This is a genomic window from Bacillus sp. V5-8f (assembly GCF_002863565.1).
GTDB lineage: Bacteria > Bacillota > Bacilli > Bacillales > DSM-1321 > Peribacillus.
Genome location: NZ_PGUW01000004.1, coordinates 263,621 through 281,329, shown reverse-complemented (window position 1 = coordinate 281,329; position 17,709 = coordinate 263,621). Strand labels below are relative to the sequence as shown.

At 42.2% G+C, this 17,709-nt stretch carries 20 protein-coding genes and 1 riboswitch; of the genes, 2 read left to right on the top strand and 18 right to left on the bottom strand.

From position 1 onward, the window contains the following. The first annotated feature begins 72 nt into the window (after window positions 1-72). The gene (locus CUU64_RS05380) at window positions 73-321 is read left to right on the top strand and encodes a ferredoxin (protein ID WP_101632244.1); all 249 of its coding nucleotides are present in this window, start codon (window positions 73-75) and stop codon (window positions 319-321) included. A gap of 150 nt (window positions 322-471) precedes the next feature. Here the strand turns inward: CUU64_RS05380 and CUU64_RS05375 are convergent, their stop codons facing one another. The 13 genes from CUU64_RS05375 to CUU64_RS05315 form a co-directional block, all read right to left on the bottom strand. Continuing rightward, entirely contained in the window at window positions 472-1,053 is a 582-nt protein-coding gene (locus CUU64_RS05375; RefSeq protein WP_101632243.1) for an ECF transporter S component, read from the bottom strand. Window positions 1,054-1,224: 171 nt separating this feature from the next. Next, window positions 1,225-1,360, bottom strand: a riboswitch (FMN riboswitch). 313 nt (window positions 1,361-1,673) lie between these two features. After that, a complete protein-coding gene (locus CUU64_RS05370) occupies window positions 1,674-2,438 on the bottom strand; it encodes a M23 family metallopeptidase (protein WP_101632242.1) in 765 nt (254 codons plus the stop codon). A gap of 210 nt (window positions 2,439-2,648) precedes the next feature. Next, window positions 2,649-3,893 (bottom strand): hypothetical protein, encoded by a 1,245-nt coding sequence (locus CUU64_RS05365; RefSeq protein ID WP_101632241.1) that lies wholly within the window; start codon window positions 3,891-3,893, stop codon window positions 2,649-2,651. Beyond that, complete coding sequence (sigX, locus tag CUU64_RS05360) at window positions 3,871-4,419, bottom strand: RNA polymerase sigma factor SigX (protein WP_101632240.1); 549 nt, start codon at window positions 4,417-4,419, stop codon at window positions 3,871-3,873. Before sigX ends, CUU64_RS05365 begins: the two co-directional genes overlap by 23 nt. A gap of 152 nt (window positions 4,420-4,571) precedes the next feature. Next, the gene (locus CUU64_RS05355) at window positions 4,572-6,356 is read right to left on the bottom strand and encodes an ATP-binding protein (RefSeq protein WP_101632239.1); all 1,785 of its coding nucleotides are present in this window, start codon (window positions 6,354-6,356) and stop codon (window positions 4,572-4,574) included. After that, complete coding sequence (locus tag CUU64_RS05350; RefSeq protein WP_101632238.1) at window positions 6,353-7,069, bottom strand: response regulator transcription factor; 717 nt, start codon at window positions 7,067-7,069, stop codon at window positions 6,353-6,355. The genes CUU64_RS05355 and CUU64_RS05350 overlap by 4 nt, the downstream gene beginning before the upstream one ends. 60 nt (window positions 7,070-7,129) lie before the next feature. After that, a complete protein-coding gene (ccsB, locus tag CUU64_RS05345; RefSeq protein WP_101632237.1) occupies window positions 7,130-8,308 on the bottom strand; it encodes a c-type cytochrome biogenesis protein CcsB in 1,179 nt (392 codons plus the stop codon). Continuing rightward, on the bottom strand, window positions 8,289-9,950 hold the full coding sequence (gene resB / locus CUU64_RS05340; RefSeq protein ID WP_101632236.1) for a cytochrome c biogenesis protein ResB: 1,662 nt from the start codon (window positions 9,948-9,950) through the stop codon (window positions 8,289-8,291). Before resB ends, ccsB begins: the two co-directional genes overlap by 20 nt. 18 nt (window positions 9,951-9,968) lie before the next feature. After that, window positions 9,969-10,499: a thiol-disulfide oxidoreductase ResA gene (gene resA / locus CUU64_RS05335; RefSeq protein ID WP_101632235.1), complete on the bottom strand. Its 531-nt coding sequence runs from the start codon at window positions 10,497-10,499 to the stop codon at window positions 9,969-9,971. A 139-nt stretch (window positions 10,500-10,638) separates the two neighbouring features. Then, window positions 10,639-11,376 carry a pseudouridine synthase gene (locus CUU64_RS05330; RefSeq protein ID WP_101632234.1) on the bottom strand — a complete coding sequence of 246 codons (738 nt, stop codon included), beginning with the start codon at window positions 11,374-11,376 and terminating at the stop codon, window positions 10,639-10,641. Window positions 11,377-11,670: 294 nt separating this feature from the next. After that, window positions 11,671-12,198, bottom strand: a complete 528-nt coding sequence (locus CUU64_RS05325) for a spore maturation protein (protein ID WP_257985453.1) — start codon at window positions 12,196-12,198, stop codon at window positions 11,671-11,673. 9 nt (window positions 12,199-12,207) lie between these two features. Further along, entirely contained in the window at window positions 12,208-12,801 is a 594-nt protein-coding gene (locus CUU64_RS05320) for a nucleoside recognition domain-containing protein (RefSeq protein ID WP_101632232.1), read from the bottom strand. After that, window positions 12,794-13,948: a D-alanyl-D-alanine carboxypeptidase family protein gene (locus CUU64_RS05315; protein WP_101632231.1), complete on the bottom strand. Its 1,155-nt coding sequence runs from the start codon at window positions 13,946-13,948 to the stop codon at window positions 12,794-12,796. Before CUU64_RS05315 ends, CUU64_RS05320 begins: the two co-directional genes overlap by 8 nt. Before the next feature lie 56 nt (window positions 13,949-14,004). Between CUU64_RS05315 and CUU64_RS22475 the strand changes: the two genes are divergently transcribed. Further along, window positions 14,005-14,136 (top strand): hypothetical protein, encoded by a 132-nt coding sequence (locus tag CUU64_RS22475; RefSeq protein WP_257985432.1) that lies wholly within the window; start codon window positions 14,005-14,007, stop codon window positions 14,134-14,136. A 25-nt stretch (window positions 14,137-14,161) separates the two neighbouring features. On the opposite strand, the gene CUU64_RS05310 is transcribed toward CUU64_RS22475, so the two are convergent. The 5 genes from CUU64_RS05310 to CUU64_RS05290 all read right to left on the bottom strand — a co-directional run bounded on the left by CUU64_RS05310 (window position 14,162) and on the right by CUU64_RS05290 (window position 17,571). After that, a complete protein-coding gene (locus tag CUU64_RS05310) occupies window positions 14,162-15,052 on the bottom strand; it encodes a superoxide dismutase (protein WP_101632230.1) in 891 nt (296 codons plus the stop codon). 183 nt (window positions 15,053-15,235) lie between these two features. Then, complete coding sequence (locus CUU64_RS05305; protein WP_101632229.1) at window positions 15,236-15,724, bottom strand: YpuI family protein; 489 nt, start codon at window positions 15,722-15,724, stop codon at window positions 15,236-15,238. A gap of 33 nt (window positions 15,725-15,757) precedes the next feature. Then, window positions 15,758-16,168 carry a hypothetical protein gene (locus CUU64_RS05300; protein WP_101632228.1) on the bottom strand — a complete coding sequence of 137 codons (411 nt, stop codon included), beginning with the start codon at window positions 16,166-16,168 and terminating at the stop codon, window positions 15,758-15,760. A gap of 64 nt (window positions 16,169-16,232) precedes the next feature. After that, entirely contained in the window at window positions 16,233-16,814 is a 582-nt protein-coding gene (scpB, locus tag CUU64_RS05295; RefSeq protein WP_101632227.1) for an SMC-Scp complex subunit ScpB, read from the bottom strand. Then, window positions 16,801-17,571 (bottom strand): segregation/condensation protein A, encoded by a 771-nt coding sequence (locus tag CUU64_RS05290; protein WP_308302343.1) that lies wholly within the window; start codon window positions 17,569-17,571, stop codon window positions 16,801-16,803. The genes scpB and CUU64_RS05290 overlap by 14 nt, the downstream gene beginning before the upstream one ends. Window positions 17,572-17,709 lie beyond the last annotated feature (138 nt).

The following is a 17,709-nucleotide window of genomic DNA, read 5'->3' as shown; positions in this document are numbered from 1 at the left end:
TAGGTATGTGAATTGGAATTTTCATGTTTCTGTTATAGGAAAAATATTTGTTGTTTTGGGAGGGGTTAATTTATGGCGAAGTATACCATCGTTGACAAAGATACTTGTATCGCATGTGGTGCCTGTGGTGCTGCTGCACCCGACATTTATGATTATGATGATGAAGGGATCGCATTCGTAACGCTAGATGATAACGAAGGAATCGTAGAAATTCCGGATGTACTCATAGATGATATGATGGATGCATTCGAAGGCTGCCCTACGGATTCAATTAAAGTTGCTGATGATCCTTTTGACGGGGACCCGCTGAAGTTTGAATAAGCCTTTAACCATCTCTTAGAAGAGATGGTTTTTTATTTATTAAATTTATTAAAGGCCAGCTTGATACTCTCTCCTACAGAGTACATAAGCTGGCCTTTGTAAAAGAGAGAGAATTTAAAATTTCCCTCTATGTTCGTCATGTCTTACTCATTAAGCATTTTTATAAAAAGTTTGTTTATTAAGCCATGGTTGCAGCTTTGAAAATAGAAGCATGAATACCACGGTAATCAGGATACCTTTAAGAATATTAAAAGGTAGGATGGCAGTAGTAATAAACTGTCTCGCTTCTTGAGAGGACATCGATTCCCACCCCATGAAAATGGTATAAGCAGGCAGGAATACATAATAATTCAACACGCTCATTAGGGATGCCATAGTTAGCGTTCCTGAAATAAGCCCGAAGGTCATCCCTCTTTTTGAGCTTAATTTTTTATAGACAAGGTACGTCGGAAGGATGAAAAGAACACCGGCTAACAAATTGGCAATGTGGCCAACGGGTATCCCAGTCAGGCTTCCGGTCATTACCCAATCAAGTAAATTCTTGATGAATTCTACAATAATTCCAGCCACAGGCCCGAAGATTAATGCAGCAATCAACGCAGGTATGTCACTAAAATCGATCAGGAGGAAGGTCGGTAACCCGGGAAAAGGGAAATTTAACAGCATCAAAGCATATGATATGCTGCCAAGCATAGCCAATGACACAAGTTTTCTTACTTTTGAGTGATTCATATGATTCTCTCCTTCTTTTTGTGTTGTCTACCCCACGAAAAAGAGGAAAGGCTCCTGAAATTTGATATCCTGCCGTCCAGCAAAAAACCCAATAATTCTTAGAATTATTGGGATACTTGGCGGCATCAAATAAACGTTCAAACGCACGTTTTGTGAACGTCTTCTAGAAACCTCCATCTTCTCCCATCCAGACTATACTGTCGGCTTTGGAATTTCACCAAATCCTGCCTCAAGAAGGCTCGCGGGCTTAGAAGGGACTTGCTTCATCACCGCCGGTGGGGAATTACACCCCGCCCCGAAGATAGACTATTAAATTATTTAACTCTTTTCTCAGTATATACGATTTTTCATAGTTTGTGTAGCAACTTAAAAGTTAATTTTTCTATGCCTTTGTGCTATTTCAAAAGACAGTTTGAGAAGGTCCAGCCGTTCTATCATTTGATTAAGCAAATGGGTTCAATTGGTTCCCAGTGCATGAAAGAAGGAATCCATTCGTTCATGTATAGAGTGTCTCTGTAAAAGTAAAAAGGCTGTACGACTTAATGCCGATACAGCTTTTTTCATATCAAGGGAAGTAATGCTTTTTTCTCAGAGCTTACTTCCTCTACACAAAAGGTTGATTATTCATTTTTACCAACCATCAAAGCAGCACCAGGACGGATGGTGTCATTCTGCAATTGATTTACCTTCATAAGACTATTCACATCTGTAGAATGGACCTTTGCTATACTATATAGGGTTTCACCCTTCTGGACAATATGTATAGAAGTACTTTGTGCCTCCAAGGCATTACTATTAGGTGATGAAGCCGTTTTTTCTTCCAATTGTCTTGAAACAGCAATTGATTCCTTCTCTTTATTAAACTCGCCAGGATAGTCATTGCCGAATTTGGTTAAGGCCACCATGGGATTCAAGGCATTTCTTTTATCCGCTGTCCATTCCTTGTTGTGCAATTCAAAGTGCAGGTGTACACCCCGGGATCTCCCTGTATTGCCCATTTTCCCAATCACCTCACCTTGCTTTACCTCATCACCTTCCTTGACCATCCGTTTATTCAAGTGGGCATATATTGTTTCAAAACCGGTGCTGTGCTTTACGAAAATAACATTTCCATAACTACTTGAATAATATGATTTCGATATAGTACCAGCATCCGAAGCTAAAATATCTGTGTTTAATTCCGCTGCGATATCAATTCCTTTATGAGTTCCTTCCCTTGTGCCAAAGTTGTCTGTTACCACCCCATTGGCAGGCCACAACCAATTCTCCTTAGGGGGTGATCCAGCCAACTGCGAAGCATGTCCTATTTTTCCCCCCATAAACAAAAGCCCGATACACACAGCCAAAATGACCACAATCAAAAAACGTTTCGCATAGTCAACCATTCAATTGCCTCCCAGCCATATTTACCGCTATAATGCAAAGTCTCTAAAAATCATATGCTGGCAACTGGAAACACATACCTGCTGCTACTCCCCATGCTCTTTATTATTGATGGGCTTTAAAATATTATGCATCCTTCTATTGTTTGATGAGCCGGGTTACTTTTAAAAAAACAAAAATCCGCCTAATTTCTAGAGACGGATCATAAATACTCAATTCATTCTGTTAGGTGCAACAAGAACAGGGACTGGCTCTTTTAAATGATATGGACCAATCGATTCAAGTTTTGCATTTCTGAATTCTACATTTTGATATCCAAAGTTTTTTGCGGTAAAAAGGATCGCCTCCAGTGCCCTCAGATATTCATCATTATCCTTAAGGTCTGTACCGTCGTTCACTTCAATAATCACATTGCTACCCCGCTTTTCCACACTGTTCCATGTGAAGCCCATTGGAATGGAAGGAAGGATTGTTTGATCTCCTGTTCCGTTCTTCATTGCCACCATGGCTTCCTCCATCGACTGATAGGCATTGATGGATGGAACCAATAATTTAGGTGCTGAATCATCCAATTGATAGAACAAATACGCCTTGTTATCCGTATGATTAATTTTTAATTCCTGTAAAGGCCCCATATGAGAAAACTCGACACCTGGCGTTCCTTCAGACGAAAAAGTCAACTTTTCGATGTCCTGATACTTAAATGTTTCCTGCATAACAGAAAAAAATAACATGTCCTCTAGCAACAGTTTACTGCCGGCAGGAATATCAATGTTAACTGTACGGCCTTCACTTTCCGGAGTCATTTTCACATTAAGTGGAAAATACTCTGCTAGACCAAGGCTTTCTTCATCTACAACAGACATGGCTTTCAATAGTTGATCCTGCTTCCCGCCTGGAACATCTTCATCCGCAATGTAAGTAACAGGAACCACGTAATTGGCCTGTTTATCAGGAACTCCTACCGTAATAACAGAATCAGATTTTGCGTTAGAAGCGATGACTGAATAGGAGCTCAGCAAAACTGCCCCCTTGCGTTTGACCTCTATTGCCGAATTGTCCCGGGAAGTTTCTTCCTGTTCATCTGCCACCGAAGCCTCTTTTTCATTTTTACCAGTTCTTTTATCTTCTTCGAATGCATCACTTCGCGAAGGATCCTGTGAATGTATGGATGCTCCCTTGCCGCTCTGTGATTCGCCACTTTCCGCCTTTTTCTCAATTTTTGCATTCTCGGTTGCCGTTTGATTATGACCTGTCATCTGGGTGGAAGCAAGTACTGCCAGCAGGAAGAGGGCTGAAACTGCTGCAATTATAGGAATCCAATTTCTTTTCTTCTGCTTGCCTGTTTTAAGCATAACGCTTTGAAACATTTCATTTGGATTGCGTTTGTCTTTAATTTCTGGCAGTTTTTTCAATAGTTCTTCTATGTCTTCCTTATTCCATTGGGATTTTTTCAATCGTCCGCCCCTCCTTTCCAGCTTCTTCTTCCAATATTTTTTTAATAGCCTTCAAAGCACGGTGCTGTGTGGTTTTTACTTTGCTTTCTGTCCAACCAAGTACCTGGGCCGTTTCTGTAATCGAAAGAGACTCGATATAACGGAGTATAATGACTGACCTTTGATCTATAGTACAGTGGTCAAGGCTCTTATAAATCACGCGGATATGTTCATTCTTTAATGCAATCTCCTCTGGCAAGGGACTGGTGTCTCGTACATCTTGCCGATTCCAGTCAAAGCTTTCAAGCAATCTCTGTTTCCAGCTTTTTTGCTTTCGAAAATGGTCGATCGCTACATTTCTTGCGATGGAAAAAAGCCAAGTTTTTTCGCTGCTTTTTCCTTCAAACCGGTGATAGGATTTCAAGACTCTAATATAGACTTCTTGAACTAAATCTTCAGCCGTTTCCCTGTTTTTCACAAGATAAAAAAGAAACTGAAATACATGATGATGGTATTTTTCATAGATTTCCTGAAAAACGGAGTCCATAATCCACCTCCCCCGTTATACTGTTAGTCTAAATATTCAATCAAAACGTTACAATTCAACTATAGACTTTTTGCAAAATAAAAGGAAGGGCATTCGAGCCCTTCCCTGTTTGTTTCTGGTGAAACAAGAAAATCCGTCAAACTTTTTTCTTCTTATTCCTTTTCTTTCATTTTTCGCGGCAGGTTGAAAGTAAAGGTGGTCCCTTTTCCTTCCAGGCTGTTTACGGCGATATAGCCATCGTGGGCTTCAATAATATTCTTAGCGATCGCAAGGCCAAGACCTGTTCCTGAACGGCCCCTTGTTCTTGCTTTATCTGCTTTATAAAACCTTTCAAATACAAATGCAAGGTCCTCCTGAGGAATTCCTGACCCACAATCTTTCACATCAATGATAAGCCCGTACCGATCTTCTGATCGCTGGATGACTTCCACAGTCCCGCCTTCAGGAGTATGGCGGATGGCATTGTCGATGAGGTTAGTCAGGACCTGTTCTACCCGGTCTGGGTCAAATCCCCAAATAATGCCTTCATTCTCCATTTTGGTTAAGATCTTAATGTTTTTCTCCTTAACGAGTCCATGAAACTTGCTAGCTATCCGGTTTAAATACGGATGCAACTCCACACTATCATAATTGAGAGTGATATGGCCGGCCTCCATTCTGCCTAGATCCAAAAGATCATTGACCAAGCGCCCCATCCGTAATGATTCATCATAAATCACACGCGCCATCTCTTTTTTCTCTTCCTCGCTCTGGGCAATATCATCGATAATCGCTTCGCTGTATCCCTGCAGCATAGAAATTGGCGTCCTTAATTCATGGGATACATTTGCGATAAAATCTTTGCGTAGTTTATCGAGCTTCCGTTCCTCGGTCATATCGCGAATTACCGCAACAGCCCCCCGTATTTGTTCCATTCCATATAACGGGCTGACAATGAGAACCCAATCCCGGCCCTGAAGCGAAATCCCGCCTATCTGTTCTCTACCAAGCATTTCCGTCTGGTCAAATAGGTTCATCAGGACGGATGGTACAGTATTGCCATTTTCCCGATTGAATCCTTTTTCATAATGCCAGCTTTGAAGAAAGCGTTCTGCAGGAGGATTGGTCTCAAGGATGGTTCCATCTTTGTTAAAGGTTATCACCCCGTCAGCCATGCTGCTAAGAATGCTTGCAAGATGCTCTTTTTCCTGGCTCAAAGCGTGAATATTAAACTTTAGCTGTTTCCCCATTTGATTAAAGGCAGTTGCCAGCTCGCCGATTTCATCCTGTGTCAAAATCGGCACTTTTGTATCGAATTTGCCTCTTGCGACCTCAAAGGCGGCTTCCCGCATTTTTCTAAGCGGTGAGGTGATACGCGTTGATAGGAAAAACGCAAAAATGGTAGTCAATATAATCGCGACGCCTGCAGCAAGCAAAATAAACTTAGTTGTTGACCGGGTTGTTTCCTGCATTTCTTTAAGAGATTGGTACAAAAAAACCTGATCAAACTTACCCTTCACTTCCAGAGGCACTCCAACCACAATAGCCGAGGATTTCTGGTTATCTGTACCTGCTATTGGTAAAGGCATCTCTTTTTTTATTGTTTTTTCTCCGGTAAATACCTGAGCAAGGTCCTTATCTTCCATTAAAAACTCGGGTGTTACACCGGAGTCTTTCTGGTCGGTTGAAAAAATGACATTGTCCCCTTCAAATACCAGCATTTTTGTTTCATCACCGATCATGTTTGACGCAATATGGAGAGCCTGATCCGTATTATTATTCGAGTGAACAATTTCTGCAATCCGCTTCGCATTTTTTGTCAATTCATTTTCCACTTCATTAATCTGGAAGTTTTCAAAAAATTCTAGCAATAGTACCGTCAGAATGATCAGGACAAACGAAACCAAAAGCAATATTGTTATCCAAAGCTTACCGACTACACTGCGCCAAAACATCAGTCATTGATCACTTCGAATTTATATCCAACGCCCCAAACTGTGACGATCATTTTTGCGGCGTTTTCGGAAATCCGGTTTAACTTTTCCCGCAAACGTTTCACATGGGTGTCAACTGTCCGAAGGTCTCCAAAGAATTCATAATGCCATACTTCCTTCAATAATTGCTCACGGTCAAAAACTTTGTCAGGTGACTTTGCCAGAAAATATAAAAGTTCATATTCCTTTGGCGTCAGAGATACTTCATTTCCTTCAGCGGTAACCCTGTGTGCATCATTGTCAATTGTTAAGTGTGGAAAGACGATAACATCCTTCGTTGTGGTTTCTGTTTGAATGTAGCTTGTTTTAGATGAACGGCGAAGCAGAGCTTTGACCCGCAGCACTACTTCACGCGGACTAAATGGCTTGACAATATAATCGTCTGTTCCGACTTCAAACCCCTGGACACGATTAATTTCTTCTCCCTTAGCCGTTAGCATGATAACAGGAGTCGACTTCTTTTCCCTTAACTCGCGGCACACTTCGATCCCATCCTTGCCAGGCATCATTAGGTCCAACAGAATCAAATCATAATCGTTTTCAAACGCTTTCATTAAAGCAATGTTACCATTTTCCGCCTCGTCAATGATGTATTCCTCCCTCTCAAGGTACATCCTTAACAACCGTCGGATTCTTTCTTCATCATCCACGACTAAAATTCTTGTTCCATTTTCCATAGCCCGACTTCATCCCCTTCTAACTAGTGTACAGAAAATCCTCATTGCGCCGGTATTGCTTTACGCATATGAGTGCAGCCCGGCAATTACAAGGTTTACAGCTATTAAATTAAACATGATTATAACAAATCCAATCATGGCAAGCCACGCCGATTTCTCCCCGTGCCAGCCGCGTGACAGCCGTAGATGAAGAAAGGCTGCATAAAACAACCATGTTATGAGAGCCCATACCTCTTTAGGATCCCAGCCCCAAAAACGGGTCCAGGCCATCTGAGCCCAAATCATTGCAAAAATAAGCGCGCCAAGCGTAAAAATTGGAAAACCGATTAACACCGAACGGTAGCCTATCTCATCAACCAAGTCTAGGTTAACATTCTTTACAAGTGGTTGAAGCTGGGCAGATATCCTTTTTCGAAGGATAAGCCTGATTATGCCATACAACACGACTCCCCCAAAGATCGACCATAAAACCGTGTTCAATTTCTTGGCATTTATGATGGCAGGGACTTCAATTAGAGGCTCCATTCGATCCGCTGTCAACAGTTTTCCTTCATGAGGCCCGATCAATGCAGGTACATTATATGTGAGTTTGGCCTCTACCTCATTCTTGTCAATATAGGCGAAATCCGATTTATAATCCATGAATGAAAAAATAGTCACCACTACGACAAAGCCGAGAGTCGTAACTAAAGTAAACATCGTGGCTTCAAGCCAAAATGTGCTTTTATTGGATTTTGATTGGTCGACTGATTTCAATAAATAAATCAGCCCGGCCGCAAAGCTGATAGCAAGGATCGCTTCCCCGGCTGCTGCTGTCGTGACATGGATATGAAGCCAGTCACTCTGCAGCGCAGGAATTAAAGGAGAAATATCCCTTGGGAACATGCTGGCATAGGCGATAACAAGAACCGCTACAGGAAGCGTAAATACACCAAGCACTGGTGTTTTATAAATAAAGTAGATTATGATAAAAGCACCGACAAGCATCATGCCGAAGAAGGTTGTGAATTCGAATAAATTACTTACCGGGGCATGGCCGCTTGCCAACCATCTTACAATGAAATAGCCAAGCTGCGAGATGAATCCAGCTAATGTTACACAGATACCAAAGAACGCCCACTTATTTTGCCCTTTATCTGCCTGCCCTCTTTTATCCTTAATGGAACCTGCAAAGAAAAAGGTAGCAACCAAATATAAAACGAATGCAATATATAAAAGATTACTGCTTAATTGAGCCACTATTAATCTTCCCCTTTTTTGATGGCTTCCCGTCTTGAAGCTGGTCGGCCGGTTCTATAAGACTAGTATTCTCGATAATCCGGTTTATTTCCCGTTTCAAGCCATGCCAGTTTTTGTTCGTATGGGCAGCACACCAAACTTCCCCATTCTTCTTGTGAATCCAGATACGGCGATGATTCCAATACGCACCCTGAACTACGCCGACCATGAAGATGATTCCTCCCGCGATAAGAATACCGAGAGTTAAATCTTTTCTTATTGTTAAGGCTGAAACGTTTTTGGTATCGATTCCGGCGAATGCAAGCTTATAGTCATTTTCGCCTAAAGGCTCCAGCGTCTGCTTAATGGCCACAAAACTTACCTCTCCCTTAGGTTTCTCAGGTGTAAACATTTTAAAGATGAATGCCGGGTTATTGGGAATCTTTGATTTCGTGCTCGGCTCTCCATTCTCATCAAATTCAAAATCCGGAAAATAGCTCATCAATTGCACGGAATAGCCTTTGTCCAATTCATATTTCGGTTTTGGATCATACAAATCCACAATCATCAATCCGAACTTTTTACCGGATTCCTTGTTTGTGAGATGAAATTTCATTTTGCTAAGCTCATCCAGCTTATAGTCGACCTGGTAAGCAGCATAATGGTCAAATTTTAGCGGTAGGTTGACTTTAATTTTATGGTCTTTAATTTTTGTAAGCTTCGGGTCTTCCCCGGGTAATGTGTTGCCTTCTCGCTTATACAAAGTAACATTAGATTGATAGTTTTTAGCTATCATTCCATTCTTTTCGATGGCATTGGAAAAGTTCTCATGCTCTTTGTCTTTTTCATATACCTCAATGATGAACTTTTCGCTGGAAAGGAAGTATTCCCCTTTTGTGCCGGGAATCTCCTTCGTTTCCCCTTCACGGATCCACAGAAGCTCATCGATATACATTCCAGGGACAAACCGGAGCATGGCACCAACAAGAAATACGATCAACCCGATATGGTTGACATAGGGACCCCATCTGGAAAAACGCCCTTTTTCAGCCAGGATGTTTCCGTTTTCCACTCGTACATTGTAGCGGTGACCCCTTAGTTCTTTTTCAATCAGTTTGAAATCTATCTCATTGTCTTCAGTCTTTGTAATTCCAAAGATCCGCTGTCGTTTTAAAAAGCCGTCGTGCCTTGCTATTCTTTGCTTTTTCAAAGAACGGGATAGTGGGAAAAAGCGGTCAATACTCGCAATTAAGATTGACATGCCGATAGACGCTATTAATATTAAATACCACCATGAGCTATACAGGTTATGAAAGCCGAGATTGTAATATAATTTTCCAAACCACCCGTATTCCTGCTCATAGTACTGGTCTGCCGTCACTGTCGGAGGTATGTACATTTCCTGGGGAAAAATCGTACCGGCTGCAGAAGCTACCAACGTGATGACAATTAGCCAGACGCCGACCTTAACCGAGGAAAAAAAGTTCCATATCTTATCAATAATCGTTTTATTGTAGACCTGCGAACGTCTGGCACTTCCCTCGTAGCGCATGTCCACAAGTTTCGCTTCTGATTGTGACTCATCCAGAATCCTGCCGCATGCCTCGCAAAGGACCGTTCCATGCGGATTCATATGCCCGCATTCGCATTTTACATCAGCCATGTAGAAAACTCCCCGTAATTAAGGTTTAATCCTCTCCATATGATTCTCAATGATTTCTTCCGTCAATTCCCCTTGTGCAGTATCAACAATCTTTCCATCCTTATCAATAAGGAAGGTAAAAGGAAGGGGGTCGATATCATAAGCGGTCTGTACCTGTGAATTTTTGTCGATTAGCACTGGAAAAGATAGTTTATGTCTATCTACAAAATTCTGAACTGAATAATTGGATTCACCTACATTGACAGCCAAAATTTGCACACCTTGATCTTTATATGCTTTATATTGGTTATCCATATATGGCATTTCCCGTTCGCAAGGCTTGCACCATGTGCCCCAGAAGTTCAGAAAAACCCCTTGGCCCCTGTAATCTGATAGCTTATGCTTATTGCCTTGAAGGTCTGTCAATACAAAATCCGGAGCCTCTGAGCCAATCTTTGCTGCACTATTCACGTCTTTTGTAAAGTTAGCATATAAGGTATAGATCAAAGCTGCCCCCAATAACAAGAGGATGACTGTCCTTATTACCAGGCGTTTTTTTTTCTTCTCCATATAAACTCCCCTTGCTTCCAGTAATATTCGTCCCTCCATTATATCATTTAACAATATGAACACTTTGTTCACATTTTTGAAGGTTATGTGACAATATTCTTACTTTTTCGAAAAAATCACATAATCCCTGAAAAGTCAGTCATCGCAACCGATTTTGGTCAGTAACTGTCAAAGCCCGCAGCTGCTTCACTTCATGGGGGGTCAGTTCCCTCGACTCACCAGCAGAAAGCCCGTGCAATGTAAGAAAACCATATTTCTCCCGTTTTAGCTTTAATACAGGGTGTCCGATGGCTTCAAGCATTCTTCTTACCTGCCGGTTCTTTCCCTCGTGAATGGTGATTTCGACTATAGCAGTCTGCTTTTTCTTATCAATTGACAATACTTTTGTTTTGGCGGGAGCAGTCTTACCATCCTCAAGAATTATCCCTCGTTCAAGCTTGCGTAGATTCTCGCGAAGAGGAATACCTTTTACCTTTGCCACATATACCTTATCCACTTCATGCTTTGGATGCATTAAGGTATTCGCAAATTCGCCGTCATTTGTCAAAATCAGCAGCCCGGATGTATCATAGTCCAAGCGGCCAACGGGATATATCCTTTCTATTACCTCAGGAAAGAAGTCTGTGACAACCTTCCTATTCTTATCATCCGATACCGCAGAAATAACCCCGCGTGGCTTATAAAACAAATAGTAAACCGGAACTTCCTTTGTAACCGGAACTTGATCGACCTCAATTTTGTCGGTTGGACCCACTTTTGTACCTAGCTCTGTAACGATTTTTCCGTTAACTTTCACTTTTCCTTCCTTGATCATTTCTTCCGCTTTTCTTCTTGAAGCAAGCCCCGAGTGGGCAATAACCTTTTGTAAACGCTCCATAGCTTTCACCTCTTAAAATTCCCTAGATTTCTGTTCCCGCCCCATCAGCCATTCATCCATTATGGGACATTGCAGTAAAAAACAAATATATTGTTAGTTCCGCACCCACCTAACCTTCATTGTTTACATCAGTTATAAAAAAATTACATCAGTGAGAGCGTGAACCCTGCTTTCATTTAAGAGTTTACCATATGGAGATTTCTCTCACCAAAATTTCATATTTTCTGACAACTTTCGAATAGTAATCGGCAAACGCAAAAAAACAGCGTTTTCGCTGTCATTTTTTTCGAGCATTCAATTCGTTCCAAATACTAATGTGACAACTACTATAGCTGCGATAACTCCCACAAGGTCCGCGAGCAGGCCAACCTTGATGGCATCTCCCATCTTTTTAATTCCCACGGCACCAAAATATACAGTCAAGACATAAAAGGTAGTGTCTGTGCTTCCTTGAATAGTCGCTGCAAGCCTGCCAATGAATGAATCAGGTCCATGAAACGAAATCAAATCACTTGTCATTCCCAGCGCTGCAGTCCCAGAAATCGGCCTGATAATAGCAAGGGGCAAAATTTCAGCAGGAATATGCAGCAACTCCAGGAGCGGTTTTAAAAATTGGACAATGAAATCAAGTGCCCCTGATGCCCGGAAAACCGATATTGCAACAAGCATCCCCACTAAAAATGGAATGATCGAGAAGGACATCGTGATTCCTTCTTTTCCACCTTCAACAAATGCCTCATAGGTAGGAATCTTTTTGGCGGTTCCATAAATGAGAATAAAACAGATTAATAGGGGAATCATCCAAACCGAAACCGTGGTCATCCAGTGCAATTATTTCACCCCATTCCGGCTGCGCTTTAAGTAAAAATACCTGTCAATTGCAATGGCTGCCACTGCTGAAATGGCAGTTGCCATAATAGTTGGGAAAACAATATCCGTAGGACTTGCTGAGTGGTACGTCATTCTGATTGCAATCACAGTTGTCGGGATCAAGGTTATGCTCGAAGTATTGATCGCCAGAAAAGTGATCATCGACCGGCTTACCGTCGCCTTGCCCCCGTTTAATTCTTTTAATTGCTCCATTGCCTTTATCCCGAGTGGTGTGGCTGCATTCCCAAGGCCAAAAAAATTGGCCATCATATTCGAAAGAATATAACCCATTGCTGGGTGGTTCGGCGGGACTTCAGGGAATAGCCGCCGCACTACTGGCCTGAAAAGCGCGGACAGCTTATCAAGCAGGCCGGATTCCTGCGCGATCTTCATCAAGCCCAGCCAAAAAACAAGGATACTCATTAGTCCAAAGCATAGGGTGACTGCATCCTTTGCACTCCTGAACAAGGCTTCGTTGACTTCATCAATCGTTCCGTTAACCATGGCGAACAATACACCAATGACTGTCATACCAACCCATAAATAATTAACCATGTTTCTTTAACCCCATTGTATAGATAAACGTTTCTTTCCATAGAGAGCCCCACGATTGTCTGATGGATGTTTGTCGTGCTTTTCCGTAAAAAATCGACCTGGTTCCGATCAACTCCCGGCCTAAATAAACCTTTGCCATCCCAACTTTATCTGGAAAGTCTTCTTTCGATTTCCAATGTTTTTCCGGCTTAAGAAGTTTTATTTTAACCGTAATATCATTCTGTTCTTTTTCATTTAAGGGGTAGTAAAAAGTATGTTTTATATGAACGTTACCCTTATATGGGGATTTTTTGACCTCTTTTATCAAACCGGCTGATAAAATTTCCGTATTTTTATATTCCTTAAAGGCAGACTCGTACATATAAATATGGTCATTCCAGTCATCTGAAGCATTCAGCGTTACTGCTACCAAATCAAGGCCATCCTTAGAAGCGGTAGTCACTAATGTCCGTTTGGCAAGCTTTGTGTATCCGGTTTTTCCTCCCGTACAATACTCATATAACTGCGTCAACAACCGGTTTTTGTTCCGCCACACATAATCCCAGCTTTCCATTGAATTTGGCGCACGGTGAACCTTTGTTCCAGAAATCTTCCTGTATGTTTCATTATTCATTGCGTAACGGGTAAGCATCGCCATATCATAGGCTGTTGAATAATGGGCCTTAGTATTATCAAGTCCATGCGGATTCGAAAAGTGGGTGTTTTTCATGCCGATCTCCTCGGCTTTACGGTTCATCATCCATATAAAACCATCCAAGCTTCCGCCAACATACTCAGCTATGGCAACAGCGGCATCATTTCCCGAGCGGAGCATCAACCCATACGTTAAATCCTCAAGCTTTATCTTCTCACCATTTTTTAAATACAGGGAAGACCCTTCAGTACCTACTGCCTGGCCTCCTATCGTTACCGTTTCATCAAGCTTGCCAGATTCAATAGCCAAAATCGCCGTCATGATCTTGGTAATACTGGCAATCCTGCTTTTTTCATGAGGATTATGCTCATAAATGACCCTGCCGCTTTTCTGTTCCACCAATACAGCGCTATGTGCACTGACTGGCAGTGAGGCATTCGACCGGGCGGGATATAAAGAAATAGTCAAAAGAATAATCAAAAATATTGGAATCCTTTTATATAAAAAATTCATGGATATTCCCTCGTCCCTATATGTTTTGTACAAGTTTATGCAAGGGGACAAGGGTTATGAATAAAAATAATCAAAAAGGAATGCCGGCTATCATCACCTATGGCACAGGCCCCGCGAGCAACAAGGAAGCTTCCCAGAAAAATTTTGATCATAAAAAAGACCGACCGGCAGGAGCCAATCGGCCGTGAATTCCGTATCCATGAATAAACCAAGTCAAAAAGCTGGCCATACAAGCTTCCGGGCAGCTTCAAATCTTCCGGCAACATGAGGCCAATTTACGACGTTCCACCAATTTTCTACGTAGGACGCCCTGTTCGTTGTATACTGCAGATAATAAGCATGTTCCCAAACATCCAGTACCAGAAGAGGGATTGTATCCCACTGTGTCAGGTTCTGATGCTTTTCTGCCTGCAATACTTCCAATCGTCTTGAACGCGGCGACCAAACAAGCAGGGCCCACCCGACTGCCTCCACTTGTTTAGCAGCTTCGCTAAAGTGTTTTTTAAACGATTCGAAGCTGCCAAAATCCTTTTCTAATTGTTTCAGCAGTTCTCCTTCCGGCCTTCCTCGCCCGCCAGGTGCCATCACTTCCCAGAATAGGGTATGAAGGTAATGGCCAGAGCCATGAAAGGCTGCTTCCCGTTCCCAGTGCTTCAAAAGCTCAAAATTATTCGTCTCCCTGGCTTTTTTCATCATGAGCTCCGCTTTGTTTAAACCGTCTACATAAGTCTTATGGTGGCGATCATGATGAAGCCTCATGATTTCAGCTGAAATGGCAGGCTCCAATGCATCATATGGATATGGGAGCGGCGGCAAAGTGTGTTTTCCGGGTTCAATTGATTTCATTCTATGATTCTCATTATGCTCCCCACGGGCTGCATCCTGTATTAATTTATCAGCTTCGTCATACAGTGATTGCGCAGTCTGGCGCAATAATTCGATTTCTTCCTCGGAAGCATTTCCATGGATAACGGAAGCGGACAGGGCCTGCACTTCCTCTAAGCGCCTAACTAGTTTCTCCTGCAATCCATGCTGATCCAGCTGCTCGGATATACTTTCCGCCCATTGTGCTACTTGGGTTCCATAGTCGCGGTATTCATTCATTTCCTTTCCTCCCGTCCCTTTTTCTCATATCCGGTCTTCCTCCATGCTGCTCACCCGTTAAGTGTCAACATTCGAGAGCCCATACAATTGGTAAAACATTGTATCTTATGAAAAAAAGAAGCAAGAGTGAAGTTTTCCTAGCAAGAAAAAAAGACGGATGCTGTCAGTCCGTCTCTCACAAAATTATTTAGATTGCATCATTTTCGTACGGTAATCTGTTTCATAGAATGCCAGATCTTCACGCATAGCCTGGAAACCTGCTTCGAGATCCTTTAGTAAGGCCGTAATGCTTTCGGGTACCTCGGAATGAAATTTAATGGAGTTTTTTCCGGTATAGGCACTGCGGCTGTCTTCATACCAGCGGTCAGACTTTGGAGCAAAGTATTCTTCGATGCATTGATGGTAAATCCTGTACAAAGTTTTTTCGGCTGCCGCTTTGTTGAACATTTCATTTTTCAGGACAATTTGGCATGCTTCCAAACCCTCTTCACAATATACAAGCAGTCTTCTAATGCTTGATAACAGCCCTTTATAGTAATGTTCCTCACCGCTTTTTTCTTGCTGAAGTTTCGAGTAGGTCGTCTCATTTAAGAAATTCTCCAGCCTATCAACCGTGTCTGCTAAAAAACTCCTTACGTCCTCAAGCTGAGATTTAACAATTAAATTCCCCAACCGAAAACCCTCCTTAAGATCTTGGTAAATTGGTCAAGATGTGAAAGCAAAACCGGGAACCAGCCTAAATTCTTTATGCTGTCCGAGTGATTCAAACACTTCCGGCAGCTTCCCGAGATCCACCCCATTAAAATAAGAAATGAACTCCTGCTTAGAATTGATGAATGCCCGCCTCCTGGATTTGAACCCAGGGTTTTTCACCAGGCAAACCAAGGCTACAATATCATATAAAAAGATCAGCCTTCCAGCGGTTGAAAAAAGTGGATTTCCAGAATAAGGTGTGAATTCATTTATAAATTCATCAAAATAACGTACATATAATACGTGGAGTGTTTTCTCTTCACCATCCTCTATGTAGGTTACGGTTGACCGGTTAAAAAAATCTTCCGGGGAATTGGACTGCGCTTTTTCTAGCTCATAACCCTTGCATTCTCTAATAACCAATGCAATCCCTCCGAAAATGAAGAAATATTGTTATTAGTATATTATCACAATTCTGAATAAATTGTTATTCGATTGTGTCTTGGAATTTCCCGAAAAAGAGGTCGGCTTCCTCCTGCTCGTAGCCTTCCTCGCCATTTTCCGACAGTGGTGGAAGCTCATCCAAGGAATTAAGCCCGAAGTAATCCAAAAATTCCTTTGTTGTACCGTAAAGATATGCCCTGCCCGAGCCTTCCGCACGGCCGACTTCTTTTACCAAAACCTTTGAAACAAGTGTAGAAAGGGGCCGCTCTGTTTTCACACCCCTGATTTCCTCTATCTCTGCCCTGGTAATGGGCTGTCTATAGGCGATGATTGCCAATGTTTCCAGCGCCGCCTGCGACAAACCGTGAGCGCCAGGGGCTTCTACCAGTCGTTTCAAATAAGCAGAATGCTCCTTTTTGGTGGCAAGCTGATACACTCCGGCTATTTCCAACAGGTGTATTCCCCGGGTATCATCTTCATAATCGGCCTTTAATGACTCAACGATATCGACGGCCTGTATTTCAGTGATGTCAAGGACCGTCGAAATTTGCTTCGGGGAAAGCCCCTCATCTCCGGCGGCAAAAAGCAACGCCTCTAGGATGCTTTTCCAATTAATAACTTCCAACTGCTTCTACACCATCCTTAGCTGCAACAAATATTTCTGAAAAATTGCCTGCCTGATCCACATAAATCTCACCCAGCTTCATCAATTCAAGAACTGCAAGAAAGGTAACCACTATATGTTCTTTATCAGGATTTGGAAATAATTCAAAGAAGGCTTTTCTCCCGCCGAATGCCCTCAGGTCGGCCACAATTTCATTCATGCGTTTTTCAATTGAAATTTCCTGGCGTGCAACTTTGGTAAATAAGGGTTTTTGTAATTTTTGACGGCGGAGAAGCTTTTGAAAGGCCCCGAGCATGTCATAAAGGCTGATGTTTAAATCGACCCTCGCGGAGTCATCGGCCTGTGAAAATTCGGATAAGTCGCTTGGCGGCTTAGTAAAGACAAGATTCCGCTCTTCTTCTAGAGCCTTAAATTCATGGGCTGCATTTTTGTACTTCCGGTATTCCAGCAGCTTTTCCACTAGCTCGTCCCTTGGATCCTCTTCATATCCAAATCCTTCTCCATTATCTTCATGGAAATCCTCTTCGTGTTTTGGAAGGAGCATCTTGCTTTTTATGGCAACCAATGTCGCGGCCATAACCAGGTACTCACTCGCTACATCCAATTCCAGCTCTTTCATGGCATGTATATATCCAACATATTGTTCGGTGATTTCAGCCATTGGGATATCGTATATATCTATCTCCAGGCGATTGATCAAATGAAGGAGCAGATCCATCGGCCCTTCAAATGCATCAATTTTAATTTTGTACATAATATAAAACCCCGCTATATTCAATATTGCTTTTGCCTGCTAGATTTGGCGGCTATTCATAGTATAGTGGATTGCAGGAACTTATCCAATAGGTATCCCCCTATTTAAGGCCGCAAATATTTTCTAAAAACACTTTTTTGC